The sequence below is a fragment of the Achromobacter aegrifaciens genome, assembly GCF_902859965.1.
In the GTDB taxonomy this organism is placed as follows: Bacteria; Pseudomonadota; Gammaproteobacteria; order Burkholderiales; family Burkholderiaceae_B; genus Achromobacter; species Achromobacter aegrifaciens.
This window is the reverse complement of the sequence record NZ_CADIKO010000001.1, coordinates 2,375,742-2,396,677: the sequence shown is the minus strand read 5'-3', so window position 1 is coordinate 2,396,677 and position 20,936 is coordinate 2,375,742. Positions and strand designations below refer to the sequence as shown.

23 protein-coding genes are annotated in these 20,936 nt (G+C 65.8%); 14 read left to right on the top strand and 9 right to left on the bottom strand.

Annotated elements, in window-relative coordinates; all coding sequences use genetic code 11:
* The first annotated feature begins 6 nt into the window (after positions 1–6).
* A complete protein-coding gene (locus HV793_RS11200; RefSeq protein ID WP_119449440.1) occupies positions 7–912 on the top strand; it encodes an NAD(P)-dependent oxidoreductase in 906 nt (301 codons plus the stop codon).
* A gap of 66 nt (positions 913–978) precedes the next feature.
* On the opposite strand, the gene HV793_RS11195 is transcribed toward HV793_RS11200, so the two are convergent.
* Entirely contained in the window at positions 979–1,608 is a 630-nt protein-coding gene (locus HV793_RS11195; RefSeq protein ID WP_119449439.1) for an FMN-dependent NADH-azoreductase, read from the bottom strand.
* 152 nt (positions 1,609–1,760) lie between these two features.
* Between HV793_RS11195 and HV793_RS11190 the strand changes: the two genes are divergently transcribed.
* Positions 1,761–2,696, top strand: a complete 936-nt coding sequence (locus HV793_RS11190; protein WP_054458519.1) for a LysR family transcriptional regulator — start codon at positions 1,761–1,763, stop codon at positions 2,694–2,696.
* On the opposite strand, the gene HV793_RS11185 is transcribed toward HV793_RS11190, so the two are convergent.
* The 6 genes from HV793_RS11185 to HV793_RS11160 all read right to left on the bottom strand — a co-directional run bounded on the left by HV793_RS11185 (position 2,690) and on the right by HV793_RS11160 (position 8,708).
* Positions 2,690–3,619, bottom strand: a complete 930-nt coding sequence (locus HV793_RS11185) for a 2-hydroxyacid dehydrogenase (RefSeq protein WP_175213123.1) — start codon at positions 3,617–3,619, stop codon at positions 2,690–2,692. The genes HV793_RS11190 and HV793_RS11185 overlap by 7 nt on opposite strands.
* A 108-nt stretch (positions 3,620–3,727) precedes the next feature.
* Positions 3,728–5,257: a tripartite tricarboxylate transporter permease gene (locus HV793_RS11180; RefSeq protein ID WP_042796392.1), complete on the bottom strand. Its 1,530-nt coding sequence runs from the start codon at positions 5,255–5,257 to the stop codon at positions 3,728–3,730.
* A 6-nt stretch (positions 5,258–5,263) separates the two neighbouring features.
* On the bottom strand, positions 5,264–5,692 hold the full coding sequence (locus tag HV793_RS11175) for a tripartite tricarboxylate transporter TctB family protein (RefSeq protein ID WP_054458558.1): 429 nt from the start codon (positions 5,690–5,692) through the stop codon (positions 5,264–5,266).
* Positions 5,693–5,935: 243 nt separating this feature from the next.
* On the bottom strand, positions 5,936–7,438 hold the full coding sequence (locus tag HV793_RS11170) for a sensor histidine kinase (RefSeq protein WP_119449443.1): 1,503 nt from the start codon (positions 7,436–7,438) through the stop codon (positions 5,936–5,938).
* 30 nt (positions 7,439–7,468) lie between these two features.
* Complete coding sequence (locus HV793_RS11165; RefSeq protein ID WP_008157866.1) at positions 7,469–8,155, bottom strand: response regulator; 687 nt, start codon at positions 8,153–8,155, stop codon at positions 7,469–7,471.
* Positions 8,136–8,708 (bottom strand): RNA pyrophosphohydrolase, encoded by a 573-nt coding sequence (locus HV793_RS11160; RefSeq protein WP_042796390.1) that lies wholly within the window; start codon positions 8,706–8,708, stop codon positions 8,136–8,138. The genes HV793_RS11165 and HV793_RS11160 overlap by 20 nt, the downstream gene beginning before the upstream one ends.
* A gap of 65 nt (positions 8,709–8,773) precedes the next feature.
* On the opposite strand from HV793_RS11160, the gene HV793_RS11155 reads away from it, so the two are divergent.
* From HV793_RS11155 to HV793_RS11110, 10 genes are all read left to right on the top strand, one after another.
* Positions 8,774–10,501, top strand: coding sequence for a proline--tRNA ligase (locus HV793_RS11155; protein ID WP_175213122.1), 1,728 nt, complete (start codon positions 8,774–8,776; stop codon positions 10,499–10,501).
* Positions 10,502–10,554: 53 nt separating this feature from the next.
* Complete coding sequence (ybgC, locus tag HV793_RS11150; protein WP_054458513.1) at positions 10,555–10,977, top strand: tol-pal system-associated acyl-CoA thioesterase; 423 nt, start codon at positions 10,555–10,557, stop codon at positions 10,975–10,977.
* A gap of 2 nt (positions 10,978–10,979) precedes the next feature.
* Positions 10,980–11,660 (top strand): protein TolQ, encoded by a 681-nt coding sequence (tolQ, locus tag HV793_RS11145; protein ID WP_054458511.1) that lies wholly within the window; start codon positions 10,980–10,982, stop codon positions 11,658–11,660.
* The gene (locus tag HV793_RS11140; RefSeq protein ID WP_054458509.1) at positions 11,660–12,118 is read left to right on the top strand and encodes an ExbD/TolR family protein; all 459 of its coding nucleotides are present in this window, start codon (positions 11,660–11,662) and stop codon (positions 12,116–12,118) included. The genes tolQ and HV793_RS11140 overlap by 1 nt, the downstream gene beginning before the upstream one ends.
* A gap of 39 nt (positions 12,119–12,157) precedes the next feature.
* Positions 12,158–13,279 carry a cell envelope integrity protein TolA gene (gene tolA / locus HV793_RS11135; protein WP_054458507.1) on the top strand — a complete coding sequence of 374 codons (1,122 nt, stop codon included), beginning with the start codon at positions 12,158–12,160 and terminating at the stop codon, positions 13,277–13,279.
* Between the two features lie 16 nt (positions 13,280–13,295).
* The gene (tolB, locus tag HV793_RS11130; protein WP_054458554.1) at positions 13,296–14,618 is read left to right on the top strand and encodes a Tol-Pal system beta propeller repeat protein TolB; all 1,323 of its coding nucleotides are present in this window, start codon (positions 13,296–13,298) and stop codon (positions 14,616–14,618) included.
* A 31-nt stretch (positions 14,619–14,649) separates the two neighbouring features.
* Positions 14,650–15,150 carry a peptidoglycan-associated lipoprotein Pal gene (gene pal / locus HV793_RS11125; protein WP_042796384.1) on the top strand — a complete coding sequence of 167 codons (501 nt, stop codon included), beginning with the start codon at positions 14,650–14,652 and terminating at the stop codon, positions 15,148–15,150.
* Between the two features lie 85 nt (positions 15,151–15,235).
* The gene (gene ybgF / locus HV793_RS11120) at positions 15,236–15,925 is read left to right on the top strand and encodes a tol-pal system protein YbgF (protein ID WP_054458506.1); all 690 of its coding nucleotides are present in this window, start codon (positions 15,236–15,238) and stop codon (positions 15,923–15,925) included.
* Positions 15,925–16,968 carry a FecCD family ABC transporter permease gene (locus tag HV793_RS11115; protein WP_054458504.1) on the top strand — a complete coding sequence of 348 codons (1,044 nt, stop codon included), beginning with the start codon at positions 15,925–15,927 and terminating at the stop codon, positions 16,966–16,968. Before ybgF ends, HV793_RS11115 begins: the two co-directional genes overlap by 1 nt.
* Positions 16,965–17,774: an ABC transporter ATP-binding protein gene (locus HV793_RS11110; RefSeq protein WP_175213121.1), complete on the top strand. Its 810-nt coding sequence runs from the start codon at positions 16,965–16,967 to the stop codon at positions 17,772–17,774. The genes HV793_RS11115 and HV793_RS11110 overlap by 4 nt, the downstream gene beginning before the upstream one ends.
* A gap of 18 nt (positions 17,775–17,792) precedes the next feature.
* Here the strand turns inward: HV793_RS11110 and HV793_RS11105 are convergent, their stop codons facing one another.
* Entirely contained in the window at positions 17,793–18,290 is a 498-nt protein-coding gene (locus HV793_RS11105; protein ID WP_175213120.1) for a YbaK/EbsC family protein, read from the bottom strand.
* Positions 18,291–18,419: 129 nt separating this feature from the next.
* Between HV793_RS11105 and HV793_RS11100 the strand changes: the two genes are divergently transcribed.
* Positions 18,420–19,229: an alpha/beta fold hydrolase gene (locus tag HV793_RS11100; RefSeq protein ID WP_054458499.1), complete on the top strand. Its 810-nt coding sequence runs from the start codon at positions 18,420–18,422 to the stop codon at positions 19,227–19,229.
* A 30-nt stretch (positions 19,230–19,259) separates the two neighbouring features.
* On the opposite strand, the gene HV793_RS11095 is transcribed toward HV793_RS11100, so the two are convergent.
* A complete protein-coding gene (locus tag HV793_RS11095) occupies positions 19,260–19,730 on the bottom strand; it encodes an Lrp/AsnC family transcriptional regulator (RefSeq protein WP_054458496.1) in 471 nt (156 codons plus the stop codon).
* A 244-nt stretch (positions 19,731–19,974) separates the two neighbouring features.
* Here HV793_RS11095 and HV793_RS11090 point away from each other — a divergent pair, with 244 nt between their 5' ends.
* Positions 19,975–20,931 carry a DMT family transporter gene (locus HV793_RS11090; RefSeq protein ID WP_244958617.1) on the top strand — a complete coding sequence of 319 codons (957 nt, stop codon included), beginning with the start codon at positions 19,975–19,977 and terminating at the stop codon, positions 20,929–20,931.
* Positions 20,932–20,936 lie beyond the last annotated feature (5 nt).

Here is a 20,936-nt window from a genome sequence, read left to right as displayed (position 1 = left end):
CCCTGCATGGCAACGATCGGTACCAAGAGCTACGACGCTGTCGTAGCCCAGAAAGTCACTTTCCTCGGATTGGGCGTGATGGGCCTGCCCATGGCCGGCCACCTGGCGCGCGCAGGACACGACGTCACGGTCTACAACCGCTCGCCCGCCAAGGCCCAGGCCTGGGTCGCCGAATTCGGCGGCAAGAGCGCAGCCACGCCGCGCGAAGCCGTGGCCGGCGCGCAGATCGTGTTCGCCTGCGTCGGCAATGACGATGACCTGCGCAGCGTCGTGCTGGGTCCCGACGGCGCTTTCGCCGGCATGACGCCCGGCGCGGTCTTCGTCGACCACACCACCGCTTCCGCCGACGTGGCGCGCGAACTCTACGCGCAGGCCAAGGAGCTGGGCCTGAATTTCGTCGACGCGCCGGTATCCGGCGGACAGGCAGGCGCGGTCAACGGCGTGTTGACCATCATGTGCGGCGGCGAACAAGCCGTGTTCGATGCGATCAAGCCCGTGGCGCAGAGCTTCGGCCGCGCGGTCACGCTGGTGGGCCCGCCCGGAGCCGGCCAACTGGCCAAGATGGTCAACCAGATCTGCATCGCAGGCGTCGTGCAGGGCCTGTCCGAGGCGATCGCTTTCGGCCAGGCTGCCGACCTGGACATGAAGCTGGTGCTGGACGTGATCAGCAAGGGCGCGGCGCAGAGCTGGCAGATGGAGAATCGCGGCGGCACCATGGTCGACGACAAGTTCGACTTCGGCTTCGCGGTGGACTGGATGCGCAAGGATCTGGGCCTGGTGCTGGCCGAAGCCCGCCACAATGGCGCGCGCCTGCCCCTGACGGCCCTGGTGGACCAGTTCTATGGCGACGTCCAGAAGCTGGGCGGCGGCCGCTGGGATACCTCCAGCCTGATCAAGCGCCTGCGCGACTGAGCCCTGCCCTCGCGGCAAGAAAAAAGGCGAGCCGCAAGGCTCGCCTTTTGCTTTGGACGCCTGCGCTTACGCGGCCAGGCTGTCCTGCTGCGCAGCGGGCAGCAGCGCGTCGATGCGCTGCTTGGCCTGCGCCATGCCTTCCAGCGCGGCCACTTCACCCATGGCCATGCCTTCGGCGGCGATGAAGGTGACGTCGGTCATGCCCAGGAAAGCCAGCATCTGGCGCAGGTAAGGCGTCATCGTGTCCGAAGGCGTGCCTTCGGCCTTGCCGCCGCGGGCGGTCAGCACGAACACCTGCTTGCCCTTGACCAGGCCTTCCGGCACGCCTTCGGGGGTATAGCGGAAGGTGACGCCGGCGCGGGCGAGATGATCGAGATAGCTCTTGAACTGAGCGGGCATGTTGAAGTTGTAGACCGGAACGGCGAAGACGATGCGATCGGCATCCATCAATTCGGCTACCAGCGCGTCGCTCATCTCAACCAGGCGTTGCTGGTCCACGCTGCGGGCATCGGCCGGAGTGAACAGGGCGCCGGCGGTGTTGCCGTCGAAGTAAGGGATGGGCTGGGCGCCGATGTCGCGGATCTTGATGGCCGCGGCCGGATTAGACGCCTTGACGCGGTTGATCAGGTGATCGGCCAATTGCTTGCTGTTGGAACGATCGCCGAGAATAGAGGAAAGGATAACCAGGGTCTTCATTGCAAATTTCTCCAGTGAGGGCCCGCTCGCTGCGGGCGGTCAGGATCCGTAGGCCTTGATCAGATCCCGAGTGCATGGCGTCACTGTAGACGGGTTAATTGTTCACATAAATCCGGTTATGATGAACTATTCGTTCCAGGAATAGAACAATCATGCAAGATCTCAACGACCTCTACTACTTCTCCCAGGTAGTCGAACAGGGAGGGTTCAGCGCCGCGGCCAGGGTGCTGGACATTCCGAAATCCCGCTTGTCGCGCCGGATCTCGCACCTGGAGGAAAGCCTGGGCGTGCGCCTTCTGCAACGCACGACGCGCCGCTTGCGCCTGACCTCGGCGGGCGAACGTTATCTGCACTATTGCCGCGAAATGGCCGCATCGGCGCGCGCGGCGGACGACGCCATGCGGCAGTTGCAGGCCGAACCCACCGGCCCCGTGATCGTGAGCTGCCCCGTATCCATCGCGCAGGACGTGCTGTCGCCGCTGCTGCCCGAGTTCCTGGACGCCTGGCCCGCCGTGTCGGTGCAGTTGCTTGTGACCAACCGCCGCGTGGACCTGATCCGCGAGGGCGTGGACCTGGCGCTGCGCGTGCGCACCAAGCTGGATACCGACGCCGAACTGGTCGTGCGCCACTTCGGCACCGCGCGCGGCACGCTGGTCGCCAGCCCCAGCTACCTGCAGCGCCATGGCACGCCCGACACGCCGCAGGACCTCGCCACGCACACCACACTGAGCTTCAGTGATCCGCAAAACGAAGTGCGCTGGCCCCTGCGCAACGACAAGGGCGAGGAAGTGCATGTGGAATTGAAACCGCAGCTGTCATGCAACGACTTCATCGTGCTGACCGAAGCCGCAGTGCGGGGCCGCGGCATCGCCCTGCTGCCCTCGATCGCCACGCATGAACAGCTACGGCGCGGCCAGCTGGTGCAGGTCTTGCCGCAATGGCAGTCACCCGAGGGCATCGTGCATTGCATCTATCCGTCGCGGCGGGGCATGATGCCCGCCGTGCGCGCCCTGCTCGATTTCCTGTCGGAGCGCCTGCCCGCCATGTACCAGCGGCTGGAAAAAGCCCCGCTGCCGCCGGCTCAGTAGCCGCGCGAGCGGTCGACCACGCCGGTGATGGCTTCGCCGCGCTGCAACTGCGCGACCTTGCCTGCGATCTGGCGAATGCTCTCATCGCGCAAGGTGCGCGCCGCGATGTGCGGAGTCACGTGCACCCGCGCATCGCGCCAGAACGCGTGGTCCTTGGGCAAGGGTTCGGTGTGGAACACATCCAGCGTGGCGCCATCGATTTCACCTTCTTCGAGCATCTGCACCAGGTCATCCTCGACCAGGTGTTCGCCCCGGCCCACGTTGACCAGATGCGCATGGGGCAGCAACTGCGACAGCGTTTCGCGGTTGAGGATGCCAACGGTGTCCGGCGTGAGCGGCAGCACGTTCACCAGGAAGCGCGTGCGGGCCAGGAACGCCGGCAAGGCGGCCGCGCCCGCAAAGGTCTCGACGCCGGGAATTTCGCGCGGCGTGCGCGACCAGCCCGCCACGGGATAGCCGAATTCGGCCAGCGTCTGAGCGACTCTGGCGCCCACCTGCCCCAGGCCCAGCACGCCCACCGGCCAGTCCGCCTGCCGCGAGCCTTCGCGGGTATCCCAGTGTTGCCGCGCCTGCGCATGATCGAAAGCTTCGAAATCGCGCGCGACGCGCAGCAACGCGTACAGCGCGTATTCCGCCATCTGCACCGACATGCCCGCGTCTTCCAGACGGACGATGCGCACCTGCGGCGGGATCTCGGGCATCTTCAGCAAGGCGTCGACGCCCGCGCCCAGGTTGAACAGCGTGGTGAGGCCGGTCTCGTGCTTGAAGAGTGCGGCCGGCGGACGCCACACCAGAGCCGCCTGCGCGCCCGAAGGCGGGCCGTCCGGGTTCCACACGGAAATGCGGCATCCGGGCATGGCAGCTTCCAGCAGCGGAACCCAGGCGGCGGGATCATGGTGGGGACAGGCAAAGAGTATGTGCATGGTGGCTCTGTGTGCAGACTGGGGAAGCCTCAAGCATGAGGGATGCCGCCGCACAAATCAAACGGCCCGGCATGTAGCCGGGCCGCGTGCAGACAAACGGAAAAGCGCTCAGGCCGCCTGCGGCACCTCGGGCTTGCCTTTGCCCTTGTTCTTGTTGCGGCGCAGGAAGGCCCACACCTGCAGGAGGACCAGCAAGGCGCTCGCACCGATGAACCACGCGCTGATCGGGCGCTCCACAAACACCGCCAGATCGCCGCGCGACAGCAGCAACGCCCGGCGGAAGTTCTCTTCGACCATGGGGCCGAGCACGAAGCCGAGCAGGATGGGCGCAACCGAGAATTCCAGCGTCATGAGGATGGCGCCGATCACACCAAAAGCCAGCACTTCCCAGATCTGGAAGAGACTGTTCTGGGTACTGAACACGCCCACCGCGATGAAGAACAGCGCCGACGGGAACAGATAGCGGTACGGTACCTGCAGCAGTTTCACCCACACGCCGATCAGCGGCACGTTCAGCACCATGAGCAGCACATTACCCACCCAGAAGCTGGCGATCAGGCCCCAGAAGATGTCCGGATGCTCGGTGATCAGTTGCGGGCCGGGCTGGATGCCCTGGATCAGCAGCGCGCCCAGGATCAGCGCCATCACGGCGTCGCCGGGGATGCCCAGGCTCATCGTGGGGATGAAGTCGACCTGCGTCTTGGAGTGCGAGGACGCTTCCGGCGACGCCACGCCGGCGATCATGCCGGTGCCGAATTTCTCGGGCGTCTTGGAGATCTTGCGCTCCAGCGCATAGGCCACGAAGGTGGTGATGGTAGGACCGGTGCCGGGCATGGCGCCAAACAGCGTGCCTACCGCCGTGCCGCGCACCATAGGCCAGAAGGCGGTCTTGAGCTCCTGCTTGCTGGGCCGCATGTCGCGCAGGCGCAGCTTGGCGCCGCTGCCGATGATGGTCATGCGGTTGACGCTCATGAGGAAGTCGGCAACGCCGAACAGGCCCATGGAAATCGCCACCAGCTCCAGGCCGTCGGACAGGTCCAGCAGCCCGAACGAAAAGCGGATGGTGCCGGTATTCACGTCCGTACCCACCACGCCGCACATCAGGCCGAACAAGGTCATCGCCACGCCCTTGAGCGGCGAGCCGCGCGACATGGTGGCGCCGGCCAAAAGGCCCAGCAACATGATCGAGAAGATCTCGGTGGGACCGAACTTGAACGCGACTTCGACCAGCAGCGGAGACGCGAAGATCATGACGATGATCCCCACCGACGCGGCGAAGAACGAACAGATCATCGTGATGCCGAGCGCCGTTCCGCCCTTGCCTTGTTTGGTCAGCGGATAACCGTCCAGGCAGGTGACCGCGTGCGGCGGATGCGAAGGCAGATTCAGCAGGATCGCGCCGATGGCGCCGCCGTACTGCGAACCGTAGAAGATGCCGGCCAGCATCAGGATGGCCGGCACCGGATGCATCACGTAGGTGAGCGGCAGCAGAATGGAAATGGCCGACAGCGCGCCCATGCCGGGCAGCACGCCGATGAGGTTGCCCACCAGCACGCCGAAGAACGACCACATCAGGTTATGCCACTGGAAGGCGACGCCGAAGCCGTACCAGAGGTCCATCAAGGATTGCGAAATCATGGCGCTTCAACCCCAGCGAAACAGCGGAAGCTGCAGCTGCAGCGCCCACCAGAAGACGACGACCGCGATGACGGTCATGGCGATCGAAAGCAGCAGAGCCTGCTTGATCGTGTTGTTGCGGTCGCCCAGCGCCGAAATGAAAACGATGGCGAACGTGGCAGGCAGCAAACCGCCGTAATGACCCAGCAGCAGGAAAGCCAGGATGCCCAGCAGGATGCAGGCGCCGCCGCGGAAGTCCGGCAGGCCGTGGGCATGGCCGTCGCCGGGCGCAGGCGCGGACGATTCACCCGAGCGCGCCGAGATGGCGATCAGCACGCCGGTCAGCGCCAACAGGCCGCCGAGCGCCGCGGGAAAAAAGCCCGGCCCCATGTGACTCAGGGTGCCGATGTGATAGTCGGTGCCACCGTAGATCGCCCCCAGCCCGATGAGGACCATCAGCGCTCCGCCGTAATAGTCCTTTCTATTGATTGTCTTTTGCACTTCATCCTCCTTCGTGGTGCGGCCGTGCGCCTGGCCGGGACGCACCCGCGAAACGAGCGCCATCCGGTGCCTGGCGACAGGCCCGGACGCAGATTACGGAAGGAAGCTGCTAATCCGCTTTCTGTGCGCTGTCGCGTTCCTGAATTCAGGGGTTATCCCTGAACGGAAGCCGCGCGTGACTGCGGAAATGGGGAGAAGTTACTGATCGCCCTTGAGCTCGACATCGAGCGGACGAGGATATTGGGAGACCGTGGACGCCAACGGCAGCCACAGCACGGAGGCCAGGCCAACGCCGCCTTGCGCGTTCGGTTCGCCGTCGCGCAGTTCGATGTCACCGTCGTTGCGGCGCGCGTAGGCGCGGGCAATCGCCAGGCCCAGGCCCGAGCCCGACGAGGCGACCGGCTTGTCCGTGCCGACCCGCTCGAAACGCGCGAAAGCGCGCTGGCGCAGTATCGGGTCCAGCCCCGGCCCGTTGTCGGAAACAGCGACCTCGGCGCGGTTGTCGTGGCAGCAGACCGACACGGTGATGCGTGCGCCCGCGGGCGCGTAATGGATGGCGTTGTGCACCAGGTTCGACAAGGCTTCGTGCAGTTCGGCCTCGTTGCCCGACACCGGCGCGGGGATTTCCTGGCCCTCTTCCGAACCCGCCTGTACCCAGCCCAGGTCCTGCTGTTTTTCGTGCGCCAGCGGCAGATATTGCAGCACCACCTCGCGCGAGACGGCGTTCATGTCCAGCAGTTGCCGCGGCAACTGGTCGGCCTGGTTGGCGTGAGCCAGCGACAGCAGCTGTTCAGTCAGGCGACGTGTGCGACCCAGCTGGTCGACGATGCCGCGCAGGCCCTCCTGCGCCCGCGCCGGATCGCGTTCGCGCAGCGCATACTGCGCCTGCGTCAGCATGATGGCCAGCGGCGTGCGCAATTGATGCGAAGCATCGGCCAGGAACTGCGACTGCTCGTCGAGGACGCGGCGGTAGCGGGCGATATGGTGATTGACCGCGTCGACCAGCGGCGCCACTTCGCTGGGCACGCGCGAGGCATCCAGCGGCGTCAGGTCGTCGGGGCGGCGCGCGCGGATGTCGTTACGCAGGCGGCGCAGCGGCTTCAGCGCCCACGACACGCCCCACCACACCAGCAGCGCGACCAGCGCCAGCATGCGGGTGTCGCGCAGGATTTCCTGGCGCCGGGCATTGTTCTCGGCCTCGATGCGCTTGCCTGTGCTTTCAGCCACCACGACCAGCACCTGGCGGTGCTGACCCTGGTAGTACAGGTCGCGCACGACGGCCACGACGCGCACGGGATCGTTGCGATAGACGCTGTCGTAGAAAATCGGCTGGCTGTTGGAACGTGGCCAGGTGGGCGGACGCGGCATTTCCGGCATGCCGAGCAAAGTCTTGCCGGGCTCGGTGGGCACGGCGGCGCCGTCCGGCAGCGGCGGATCGATCTCTTCGATGCGGAAATACTTGCGCAGGCCAGCGCGGGACTCGAGCATCACCTGCGCGTACAGCGGCGTAGCGACCTGCAGGTTGCCGTCAGCAGTGAATTCCAGGCTGCTTTCCAGCACCCGGGCCGGCTCGACCAGGGCGCTGTCGTAGGCTTCGTTGGTGATCTCGGCCAGCGTGCGGTAGTCGTTCACGCTGTCCACGACCAGCAGCATGATCACGCCCGGCAGCAGCAGAATGATCAGCAGCGCGCGGATGCCCACGCGCGGCAGCTCGGATAGCCGCAGCCTCACTCAGGATTCCGCGGACTCGCTGGCGACGCTTTCCAGCATATAGCCCAGCCCGCGCACGGTGACGATGCGCACGTCGCTGCCAGCCAGCTTCTTGCGCAGCCGGTGCAGCACCACCTCGATGGCGTCGGGATTGGCTTCGCTGTCGTGCGTGAAGACCTTGCCGAACAGCTGGGATTTGTCCACCGGATAGCCGCTGCGCGTGAGCAAGGCAGCCAGGGCGGCATGCTCGCGCGGGGTCAGGAACAGCAGCGAGCCGTCCAGGGTGAAGGCGCGGCTTTCGCTGTCGTAGGACAGCGAACCGCATTGCAGGCGCGGATGCTGGCGGCCGCGGCTGCGCCGCACCAGCGCCGTCAGGCGCGCTTCCAGTTCCTCGAGCGCGAAAGGCTTGGTGAGGAAATCGTCCGCGCCCAGGTTCAGGCCACGCACGCGGTCCTGCAAGGCGCCCTGGGCGGTCAGCAGGAGCACGGGGGTGCGGTCGTCGCGGTTGCGCATTTCACGCAGCACCACCAGGCCGTGCTTGTCGGGCAGTCGCAAGTCCATGACGATGGCGTCGTATTCGGTACCGGCCATGAAGGCTTCGGCGGTGCGGGCGTCGGCCGCGTGGTCCGGCACGAACCCGCTCTGGGCGAGCGCGCGCATCAACCAGGACGCCATGTCCCGTTCGTCTTCAACCAACAATATGCGCATGACCGTCCGTTCCTTCGGGCAGATTCTCTGCCGCCCGTTGCCCGTGCACCCGCTGGCGCAAGTAGCGGGTTTCGTGATGGCGCCGGAAGAGGATAGCCGACAGCTCGTTCAGCGCCTGGGTGTAGACGTCGCGCTTGAACTCGATCACGGCGTCCAGGGGCACCCAATACTGGCTCCAGCGCCAGGCATCGAATTCCGGATGCTGCGTCGCGCGCAAGCACACGTCACTGTCACGTCCTACCAGGCGCAACAAGAACCAAATCTGTTTTTGTCCTTTATAGTGGCCACGCCACTCACGCCGGACGAAGTGATCGGGCACGTTATAACGTAACCAATCGCGTGTACGCCCCAAAATACGGACATGCTCGGGCTTCAAGCCCACCTCTTCATGGAGTTCGCGATACATGGCCTGCACCGGGCTTTCGCCATACTTGATGCCGCCTTGGGGGAACTGCCAGGCATGTTCCCTGATACGCTTGCCCCAAAAGACCTCGTTTCTACCGTTGACGAGAATGATGCCGACATTGGGGCGGTAGCCTTCGCGGTCAAGCATGGGCCACCCCCACCGAATTCAATACAATTACGATCGATTATACGTATCTGCAGCCACCTTTAAACATGCGCGCATCCAACTACCACATCAACACCCTCAAAGAAGCCCCTTCCGAAGCCGAAGTCGCCAGCCATCAGCTGATGACCCGGGCAGGGATGATCCGCAAGCTCGCGGGCGGCATCTACACCTACATGCCCCTGGGGCTGAAAGTCATTCGCAAGGTCGAGGCCATCGTCCGCGAAGAAATGAACGCCGCGGGTGCGATCGAGCTGCTGATGCCGGTGGTGCAGCCGGCCGAGCTCTGGCAGGAGTCGGGCCGCTGGGAGCAATACGGCGCCGAGCTGCTGCGCATCAAGGACCGGCACCAGCGCGATTTCGTGCTGCAGCCTACGTCCGAGGAAGTCATCACGGACATCGCGCGCAATGAAATCCACAGCTATCGCCAGCTGCCGGTGAACTTCTATCACATCCAGACCAAGTTCCGGGACGAGCGCCGCCCGCGCTTCGGCCTGATGCGCGGCCGCGAATTCACCATGAAGGACGCCTATTCGTTCGACCGCGACGAAGCCGGCGCGCAGGCCAGCTACGACACCATGTTCAACGCCTACATGCGCATTTTCGGTCGTCTGGGCCTGGAATTCCGCGCCGTGGCCGCTGACACGGGCTCGATCGGCGGCACCCGCAGCCACGAATTCCAGGTGATCGCCGACACCGGCGAAGACCTGCTGGTCTACAACGCCGACTCGGACTACGCCGCCAACATGGAACTGGCCGAGGCCCCCGGCCTGTACCCCACCCGCGCCGAACCCGCCCAGGCCATGGCCGAAGTGCCCACGCCGGGCGCCGCCAAGTGCGAAGACGTGGCCAAGCTGCTGGGCCTGCCGCTGGAGCGCACGATCAAGTCCATCGTGCTGGCCACCGACGGCGAGAAAGGCGCCGACATCTGGCTGCTGCTGCTGCGCGGCGACCACGAACTCAATGAAATCAAGGCAGGCAAGCTGCCCGGCCTGGCGGGCTTCCGTTTCGCCACGGAAACCGAGATCGTCGAAACCTTCGGCTGCAAGCCGGGCTACCTGGGCCCGGTCAAGACCGTCCGCCCCGTGCACGTCATTGCCGACCGCACCGTGGCCAACATGGCCGATTTCGTCTGCGGCGCGAACAAGGAAGACTTCCACATCCAGGGCGTGAACTGGGGCCGTGACCTGCCCGAGCCCGAACTGGTAGCGGACCTGCGCAACGTGGTTGCCGGCGACCCCTCGCCGGACGGCAAGGGCACCCTGTCGATCCAGCGCGGCATCGAAGTCGGCCACGTGTTCTACCTGGGCAAGAAGTACTCGGAAGCCCTCAAGGCCACCTTCCTGGACGAAACCGGCAAGCCCGCCGTCCTGGAAATGGGCTGCTACGGCATCGGCGTGACCCGCATCGTGGGCGCGGCCATCGAGCAGAACCACGACGCCCGCGGCATCATCTGGCCGCGCGCGATCGCCCCCTTCGCAGTGGTAATCTGCCCGGTCGGCTGGGGCAAAAGTGAAACCGTGCGTGACACCGCGCAAAAGCTCTATGAATCCCTGCTGGCGCGCGGCGTGGACGTCATCCTGGACGACCGCGATGCCCGCCCGGGCGTGATGTTTGCTGAATGGGAGCTGATCGGCGCGCCGCTGCGTGTAACAGTTGGAGAACGCGGGCTGAACGATGGTGTGGTGGAATTGCAGGCCCGTCGGGAAACCGAAGCGGCCAAGATTCCGGTAGAGTCCGCGCTTGAAGCCGTGCTGACGAAACTCGACACGCTGTAAACTTTATAGTAACTACGGACTTTCCGCGTCCCGACTGCCCTTTCCTATCCATCGTGACCGATCCGAAGTCCGCCGAATCCGTCCTGCAGGTCCGTGTCTATTACGAGGACACGGATGCAGGCGGAGTGGTTTTCTACGCCAACTACTTGAAATTCCTGGAGCGCGCACGCACCGAGTGGCTGCGCGACCTGGGGGTCAACCAGTCCAACCTGGCGGTCAGCGAGCAACGTCTATTCGTTGTCCGCTCCCTGGACATGTCCTACCGCAAGCCGGCCAGGCTGGACGATTTACTGACGATACGCAGCCGGGTCACACGACTGGGCCGCGCTTCGATACACTTCGCGCAACGCGCGGAACGCGACGGGGAACTGCTTGCCGAAGGCAACATCCAAGTCTGCTGCGTCGATGCCGTTCACATGCGGCCGGCGGAGTTGCCGGCTGACGTTCGCGCCAAACTGGAATTCATTCAGGAATAACCATGCAAGTCACCAACGACATGTCGTTGCTTTCGCTGATTTCGCACGCCAGCGTGCCGGTCCAGCTGATCATGCTGATGCTGTTGGGCATTTCGATCATGTCCTGGACCTATATCTTCGCCAAGCGGCTGGCGATCAAGCGGGCCCATGCCCAGACCCGCCGCTTCGAAGACGATTTCTGGTCGGGCGGCGACCTGTCCATGTTGCAGCAGGCCGTGGCCTCGCGCCGCGACGAGCAAGGCGCGCTGGCCCGCATCTTCGATGCCGGCATGACCGAATTCCTGAAAGCCCGCCGCGGCAATGCCTCCGGCGACGCCACCGCCCTGCTGGACGGCCCGCGCCGCGCCATGCGCGCCGCCTACCAGCGCGAGATGGATTCGCTGGAATCGCACCTGAACTTCCTGGCTTCGGCCGGCTCCGTGTCCCCTTACATCGGCCTGCTGGGTACGGTCTGGGGGATCATGCACGCCTTCATCGGCCTGTCGAACATGCAGCAGGCCACCCTGGCCTCGGTGGCTCCCGGCATCGCGGAAGCGCTGATCGCCACCGCCATCGGCCTGTTCGCGGCCATTCCCGCCGTGGTCGCCTACAACCGCTTCACGAACGACATCGATCGCATCTCGATCCGTTTCGACAGCTTCGTCGATGAATTCCTGAACATTCTGCAACGGCAGGTGCGCTAATGCCCTCGGTAAGCTCACGCGGCAGGTCCGGCCGCCGCATGAAGGCCGACATCAATGTGGTGCCGTACATTGACGTGATGCTGGTGCTGCTGGTCATCTTCATGGTGACCGCCCCTCTCATCACGCCCGGCCTGATCCAGTTGCCCTCCGTTGGCGCGGCCTCGGACGTGCCGGTCAAGCCGCTGGAAGTCCAGATTTCGGAAGACGGCAAGATCGCCCTGCGCGTGCGCGAACCCGGCGCCACCATGCAGGACATCGCGCGCCCCGAACTGGTGGCGCAAGTGCGTTCGCGAATTACCGCGGAAACCCCGGTGGTCATCGCCGCCGACGGCAAGGTGCCCTACGAGACGGTCGTGAAGGTCATGGATGAACTTCGCACCAGCGGCATCACCCGCCTGGGTCTGCTGGTGGACCAGTCCGCCGGCGCATCCCAGCCTGCTCCCGCGAAAAAACGCTAACGCGACGCCTTCCGCCGGCGCCGCCGGCATGCAACGCTCATGACGCCACCCATAATCCGACACCGCAGCGGCCCCCCGGCCACCCCGCCCAACCACGACAACCGGAAGGCATTGATCCTGGCCGTGGCCGTGCACGTGCTGCTGCTGATCGTCTTGATCTTTGGCGTGAACTGGCGCTCCGAGAGCCCCGGCCCCGTGCAGGTACAGCTCTGGGCAGACGGCAACTCGCCCGACTCCCCGCCGCCCACGCCGCAACCCGAACCCCCGAAGCCGCAGCCCAAGCCGGAACCGAAGCCGGAACCTGAAAAGGCGCCCGAGCCTCCCCCGCCGCCGCCCCCTCCTCCCAAGCCTGAGCCCGAGGCCCAGCCCAAGACCGAGGAAGTCGATCCCGAGATCGCGCTGCAGGAAGCCAAGAAAAAGCGCGAGCAAGAGGAAAAGGCACGCCAGGCCGCCGAAGCCGCCAAGGAAAAGGCGCGCCTCGACGAAGAACGCAAGCAGGCCGAACTGAAGGAAAAGAAGCGCCTGGAGCAGGAACGCCAGGCCGCTGAAAAGGCTGCTGCCGAAAAGGCCGCCGAGAAAGCCGCCGCCGACAAGGCTGCCGCCGAGAAGAAGGCCAAGGACGACGCTGCCAAGAAGGCCGCGGCGGAAAAGGCTGCCGCCGAAAAGGCCGCTGCCGAGAAGGCTGCGGAAGAAAAGGCTGAAAAGGCGGCTGCCGAGAAGGCTGCCGCCGAGAAGAAAGCCGCGGCCGAGAAGAAGGCCAAGGAAGAAGCCGCCAAGAAGGCCGCCGCCGACAAGGCGCTGAAGGATGCCTTCCGCAATGACGCCCTGGGCGCCGCCGGCATCCCCGGCGGCACGGCCGACCGCAATCAGGCGGGCGGCGGACGCGACAGCGGCTATGGCGCCAAGGTCCGCGCCTGCGTGCAACCCGGGGTGGCTTATCCGCCCCCGCCCCGCAGCGGATCGGAAAATCCCACGGCACAATACCGGGTACAGTTAGGTTCCGACGGGAAGGTCAACGGCGTCACCTTGACCAGTTCTTCGGGCAATGCCGGCTTCGACCGTGCGGTCGAGACGGGCATCCGCCGTTGCAACCCCTTCCCGAAGCCCTCGACGGGCCGCTACGAACCCATTATTGACGTTGTGTACAGAATGTATGATTGACAGGAGATTGATGAATATGACTCCCGCTTATAGCCGACGAGTACCCCCCCTCGCTCTCTGGCGATCGTATGGACTCGGGCTGCTGATGCTGGCCCTGGCCTGCCTGATGGCCATCAAGCCCGCCCATGCGCAGCTGCGCGTCGATATTTCCGGTACCGGCGCCACCCAATACCCCGTGGCCATCGCCGATTTCGCGGTCGACGACACCCATGGCCGCGCCCTGGCCGAAGTCATCCGCGCCGACCTGACCCGCACGGGCCAGTTCCGCCTGATCAACGCCGCCGGTTCCGGCCTGAACGTGGACTCCCCCATCGCCCATGACGACTGGCGCGGCAAGGGCGCCGATTTCATCGCCTACGGCAGCATCGTGCGCGGCGCCGACGGCCGCTACGACGTGCGCTACCGCCTGGCCGACACGGTCAAGAAGAGTCAGCTGGACGGCGTGGCGTTCTCGGGCACCGAGCAGGAACTGCGTCGCGTGGCGCACCAGATCGCCGACCGCATTTACGAGAAGATCACCGGCGTTAAGGGCGTTTTCTCGACCCGTATCGCGTACGTGCTGAAGAAGGGCGCCACCTACGAACTGCAGGTGGCAGACGCCGACGGACAGAACCCGCAGGTCGCCCTGCGTTCGCGCGAGCCCATCATTTCGCCGTCCTGGTCGCCCGATGGCTCCAAGCTCGCCTATGTGAGCTTCGAATCCGGCAAACCTGTCGTCTACGTGCACAATCTGGCAACCAGCGCCCGCTCGCCCGTCGCCAACTTCAAGGGCAACAACAGTGCGCCCGGCTGGTCGCCCGATGGCAGCAAGCTGGCGGTGGCTCTGACCCGCGATGGTTTGTCGCAAATTTACATCGTTGGCGCGACCGACGGCTCGAATCCGACCCGAGTTACGCGTTCTCCCGGGATTGACACCGAACCGAGCTTTACGCCAGACGGTGCTTCCATTATCTTTACGAGTGACCGCAGCGGCGGGCCGCAGATCTACCAGACCGGCTCGAGTGGTGGCGAAGCACGCCGCCTCACGTTTAATGGTGGTTACAACATATCACCCCGAATTTCCCCCGATGGATCGACGCTGCTGTACGTTGCAAGACGCGACGGCGCGTTTCGAATCGCATCGTTGAACCTGTCCTCAGGCTCCGAGACCTTGTTGACTGATGGTCGTGACGATCAGTCCCCGAGTTTTGCGCCGAATGGAATGCAAGTCCTCTACGCAGCTATCCAAAATGGCCGTAGCGTGCTTGCTGGTGTCTCGAGCGATGGCCGCGTACGGCAGACGCTTTCGGTACTGAATGGGGAAATACGTGAACCGACTTGGGGCCCATTTACCCGATAACACGTGTGACTCTCTTTGCAAAGGAACTATCATGAAGTCGCGCATTGCCAAAAGCCTAACCATCGCCGCTCTGGCTGCCGCCCTGGCAGCTTGCAGCTCCGTCCCTCTCGACGATAAAGCGGGTCAGGGCGGAGGCGCTGGCCAAGGATCCTCGGCCTCTGGCCAGATCCTTGATCCCTTCAACCCCCAAAGCATCCTGGCGCAACAGCGCTCGGTGTACTTTGACTTCGACAGCTACACGGTGTCGGACCAGTACCGCAGCTTGGTCGAAACCCACGCCAAGTACCTGGCCTCGCATCAGCAGCAGACCATCAAGATCGAAGGCAACACCGACGAACGCGGCGGCGCTGAATACAACCTGGCCCTGGGCCAGCGCCGTGCCGACGCTGTGCGCCGCATGATGACCCTGCTGGGCGTCAGCGACAACCAGATCGAAACCATCAGCTTCGGTAAAGAAAAGCCGAAGGCGACTGGCACGTCGGAAGCCGACTTCGCGGAAAACCGCCGCGCCGATATCGTTTATCGCCGCTAAGCTTTTTCGTATAGTCTAGAGCCCTACCACGCGTCGGGACGGTCAACCGGCCGTCCCGACGTTTGTTTTTATACCGGGAATTTTCATGCGCGATAACGTTCTGTCCCTGCGTCCTCTGATTGCGGCCACCGGCCTGGTGCTTGCCGCCCTTGCGGCGCCCGCCCACGCTTTTTCCGACGATGAAGCCCGCCGGGCCATCCTGGACTTGCGCCAACAGGTGCAGCAGCAGAACGAACAAAGCCAGCGCGCCAAGCTGCAATTGGCCGACCAGATCCAGGCCTTGCAGCAGGAAGTCGCCCAACTGCGCGACCAGCTCGAACTGGTGTCGCGCCAGCAGCCCTCGGCCAAGCCGGGCGGCGCGGCGGGCAGCGCCAATCCGCCGGGGGCCTCCGCTGGCGATCCCCAGGAACAGGCCGCCTATGACGGCGCGATCGATCTGTTCCGCAAGGGCCAGTACAAGGAAGCGTCCGAATCGCTGGCCGCCTTCACCGCCCTGTACCCCGCCAGCCAGCTCGCGCCCAGCGCCCAGTTCTACCTGGGCAGCAGCCGCTATGCGCTGAAGGACTTCAAGGGCGCCATCGAGCAGTTGAACGCCATGGTGCAGAAGGCCCCGGACAACGCGCGCGCACCGGACGCCCTGCTGGTCATCGCCGGCAGCCAGATCGAAATGAACAACCGCGCCGGCGCCAAGACCACGCTGCAGCGCATCGTGCGCGACTACCCGACCACGCCGGCCGCCAACACGGCCAAGAGCCGTCTCCAGCTGCTGCAGTAATGCCGCCTGCCGCGAGCGCGGTTGCCGCTTACCAGCACATCCTGCGCCGCCGGGCAGGGCTTATCGCCCTGCTGCTGGCGGCGCTTTTCATTGCGCTGCTGGCCGACTTCACGGTCGGCCCTTCGGGCCTGCCCTGGGGCGAACTGTGGCAGACGCTCACGGCTCCCGCCGCGGCCGATCCAACCACACGCGTGATCGTGTGGGAGATCCGCCTGCCATCGGCGCTGATGGCGGCTCTGGTCGGCATGGCGCTGGGAATGGCGGGTGCGGAAATGCAGACCATCCTGAACAACCCGCTCGCCAGCCCGTTCACGCTGGGCGTGTCGTCCGCTGCGGCCTTTGGCGCCTCGCTGGCCATCGTGCTGCAGCTGGGCCTGCCCGGCGTCCCCGCCGGCTGGCTGGTGGCGGGCAACGCCTTCCTGTTTGCGCTGCTGGCGGCGCTGATGCTGGACGCCGTGACCCGCTGGGGCGGCATGAATACCTCGGGCGTGGTGCTGTTCGGCATTGCCATGCTGTTTACCTTCAATGCCCTGGTGTCGCTGGTGCAGTTCATGGCCAGCGCCGAGGCGCTGCAGAACCTGGTGTTCTGGACCATGGGCAGCCTGTCGCGTTCCAGCTGGACCACGGTCGGCGTGCTGGCTGCGGCCTTTGCAATGGCGCTGCCGCTGGCCATGCGCCAATCCTGGAAGCTGACTGCGCTGCGCCTGGGTGAAGACCGCGCCGCAAGCTTCGGCGTGGACGTGCGCCGCGTGCGCGTCGCGGCGCTGGCCCGGGTCAGCCTGCTGTCGGCGCTGGCCGTGGCTTTTGTCGGCACGATAGGCTTCATCGGGCTGGTCGCGCCGCACATTGCGCGGCGGCTGTTTGGCGAGGACCACCGGTTCTTCCTGCCGGGCAGCGCGCTGGTGGGCGCGGTGATCCTGTCGCTGGCGTCGATCGCCTCCAAGAACCTCATGCCGGGCGTGATCGTGCCGGTAGGCATCGTGACGGCACTGGTCGGCATACCCTTTTTTGCGTCGGTGGTGCTGCGCCGGCAGATGCCATGACCGCGCCGCGCACCGCTTCTGCAACGACGCTATCCGTGCGCGGCCTCACCGCCGGCTACGGACGCACGGACGTGCTGCATGCGCTGTCGATACCCGAGTTGGCCGCCGGCCAGGTGACCGCCCTGCTCGGTCCCAATGGCAGCGGCAAATCCACCCTGCTCAAGGCACTGGCGGGCCTGGTCCGCGTGCGCGCCGGAAACGTCACGCTGGGCGGCCGCGACCTGCTGCGACAAAGCTTCGGCGAACGCGCGCGGCACGTGGTCTACCTGCCCCAGGGCCTGCCCGCCGCCGTGCACCTGCGGGTGTTCGAATCCGTGCTGGTGGCGGCCAAGGCCGGCGACGGCCTGGGTACGCCGGTGGACATGCACGCCATAGACCGGCTGCTGGAGCGCCTGGGCATCGCCCATCTGGCCTTGCAGTACCTGGATTCGCTGTCCGGCGGACAGAAGCAACTGGTGGGACTGGCGCAGGCCTTGATCCGCCATCCGCGCGTACTGCTGCTGGACGAGCCGCTTTCGGCGCTGGACCTGAACTACCAGTTCCACGTCATGCAACTGCTGCGGCAGGAGACCCTGGAGCACGGCCTGATCAGCGTCATCGTGCTGCACGACCTGAACGTGGCGCTGCAGCACGCCGACCGGGCCGTCATGATCCATGATGGCCGGCTGCACGCCGAGGGGCTGCCGGCGGATGTGATCACGCCGGCATCGCTGGCGGCGGTCTACGGGGTGGAAGGACGGGTGGAGGCCTGCTCGCGCGGCCTGCGGCAGGTGCTGATCGACGGGCTGCAAGCACACCCGCACTGAGCGCGAGCCGGCGCGATGTCAGGCGCACAGCGCCACGTCCACGACCGGCGCGCCGGTCATGTCCGCCAACTGCCGCGGCGTCAGGTTGAACACCGCGTGCGGATGCCCGGCGGCGGCCCACAAGCTGTCGTAGTTGAAGAGATCCGCGTCCAACAGCATCACCGGCTTGACCGCATGGCCGATGGGGCACACGCCGCCGATCGCGTAGCCGGTCATGTCGCGCACGAACTTCGCGTCCGCCTTGGCCAGCCCGCCCACCTGCGAGGCCACCTTGGCCTCGTCTACGCGGTTCGCGCCGCTGGCGATGACCAGCACCGGCGCGTCATCCGAGGCGCGCCGGAAGATGATGGACTTGGCGATCTGCGCAACCTCGCAGCCTAGCCCCGCCGCCGCTTCCGCCGAGGTCTTGCCGGTTTGCGGCAGGACGACCACGGGCTTGTCATGGCCCAGCTCCAGCAGCAGGCGCGCGACGCGCTGGGCGGATTCGGGCAAGGCGGCAAGGGACTCAGGCGACATCGGGGCGGCTCCGTGGAGTTGGGAAATCAGCGCGACCAGCGCGCCGAGGGATCGGAAAACGAGTTTATCAGCACCGGGGCCCGGCGCCTGCGGGCTAGAATGCGCTCCTGGCTTTCCCATCCGACACCCATGCGTTCCGAACCCGTCCTGCCCCTGCAAACCGCCCTGATCGGCGGCTACGCCTTGTCCTACACCGAGTACGGCAGCGGCGCGCCTCTGGTGCTGGTGCACGGTTCCCTGTCCGACTGCCGCTACTGGAAGTCGCAGATGGCGCCGTTGGGCAAGTCGTTCCGCGTGCTGGCGGTATGCCTGCGCCGCTACTGGCCCGAGACCTGGGATGGCGAGGGTGATGGCTTTTCGATCGAACAGCATGCCAGCGACGTGCTGGAGTTCATCGATACCGTGGCGGGCGAACCGGCCCATCTGGTGGGGCATTCCCGCGGCGGCCGCGTAGCGCTGGAAGCGGCGCTGCAGCAGCCCGGCGCGCTGCGCAGCCTGACCCTGGCCGACCCGGGCCTGCCCTTGCCTGGTGACGACGACCTGCGCGGCGGTTTTCGCCAGCGCGCGCTGGCGCTCATCCGCGACGGCGAGATCGAAGACGGCCTGGCGCTGTTCGTGGATACCGTGACTGGCCCCGACACCTGGCAACGCATGGTGCCGTGGTTCAAGGAGATGGTGCGCGACAACGTCGGCACGCTGTTCGGACAGGCCGAGGAGAAGCCCGAAGCGCTGACGCCGGCGCAGATCGGCACGCTGAAGCTGCCGACCCTGCTGATTGGCGGCGCGCTCAGCCCTGCCCCCTACCCGGCCGTGCTGGACGCGTTGTCGCAATGGCTGCCGCAGGCGCAGCGGGTGACGATCACGGGATCGTCGCATGGCATGAACTTGGGCAACCCGCGCGCCTTCAACGGCGCCATCGAAGCCTTCATCAACGGCTGACGCCGGATCTGCCCGGCCGCAGCGCGCGCCTCAGGGTTCGACCGAAGGCGTGTGCTTCAAGCGCCGCAACACAAAGGTGGATCGGCTGTGCCGCACGCCGCGCAGCTTGTAGAGCCGCTTGCGCAGGAATTCCTCGTAGCCTTCGGTTCCCGCCACCGCCACCTTGATCAGATAGTCGTACTCGCCCGTCACGAGAAAGGCCTCGACCACTTCCGGCAGCCGCGTGATCTCTTCGCCAAAGCGCGCCAGCGTGTCGTCGTCGTGATGTTCCAGCGTCACCTCGATCATGACGGTGTCCGGCAGGCCCAGCGCTTTCTGGTTCAAGAGGGCCGCGTAGCCTTCGATCACGCCCGCCTCTTCCAGGGCCTTGACCCGGTTCCAGCAGGGCGTGGGCGACAGCCCCACCTGCTCGGCCAGCTTCAGGTTGGTAAGGCGTCCGTCGGCGCGTAGCGCGCGCAGGATCTTGCGGTCGGTTTCGTCGATTTTGGGCGATGCGGGCATGATGGAAGGATAACGAAGATATTTCCCCTGCAAAAACTAATTCTACAAGACAACTATTCTCCAGATTCCCCAAATATGGCGTGAATCAGGAAACCTATTTTGCCCTCCTGCCCGTAGACTCTCCTGCAAGACGGTCACCTATCCCGCCCGTCCGATTTCGGCGTCCACGCTGCGGCATAACCCGGCGCAGGCGCCGGCAGTATCAACGCAGCACGCCGCGCGCCGATCCGCGCGGCAGGAAACCATGTCTCTCGCAGCAGCAGCACCCGCAAGATCCGGCCTGGGCCTGTCCGGCACCGCCATGCTTTTCGCCGCTCCGGCGCTATTCGCCTCCAACATGGTGGCGGCCCGCTGGGCCCATGATGCCAACCTCCCTCCTGTTTTTCTGGCCTTCGGCCGCTGGCTGGTCGCCCTGCTGATCCTGCTGCCGCTTGCCGCGCCCGCCCTGCGCGCGCACCGCAAGACCTTGTGGCGCGCCCTGCCGTCGCTGGCGCCGCTGGCAGTGCTGGGCATGGGCGTGGCCGTGGCACCGCAGTACATCGGCGCCCAGAACACCAGCGCGACCAATATCGCCCTGATCTTTTCGTGCAGCCCTATCCTGGTGGCGCTGCTGGAAGCCATCATCTGGCGCAAGCCGCTGTCCGCCCTGCGCGGCGCGGGCCTGGCGCTGGCCCTGGGCGGCGTGCTGGTGGTGCTGGCGCGCGGCGATGCGCAGACGCTGGCCCGCCTGGATTTCGGCCAGGGCGACCTCTGGGTGCTGCTGGCCGCCACCGGCTGGGCCTTCTACACCGTGCTGCAAAAGCGGCTGAGTCTGCCCGCGGTGCCGGACAGCGCCCGGCTGGCGGCCATGATGCTGGGCGGCGTGCTGGCCCTGGTGCCCTTTGCCGCGATCGAGGCTGCGGCCGGCGCCACGCCGCCCTGGGGCGATCCGCGGCTGGCCGCGGTGCTGCTGTTCCTGGCGGTGGTGCCCAGCCTGGGCGCGTACTACGTGTACGGCCGCCTGATCAGCCAGGCGGGGCCAGCCACGGCGGGGCTGTCGATGTTCCTGGTGCCGGTCTATGCCGCGCTGCTGGCCTGGCCGCTGCTGGGCGAGGCCCCGCAGCTGTTCCATGCCTACGGCTTCGTGATGATTCTGCTGGGCGTGAAACTGGCCTCGTCGCGCATGCGCGCGGCGGCGGCCACGGCCGCCGCCCCCGCCTGACGTCG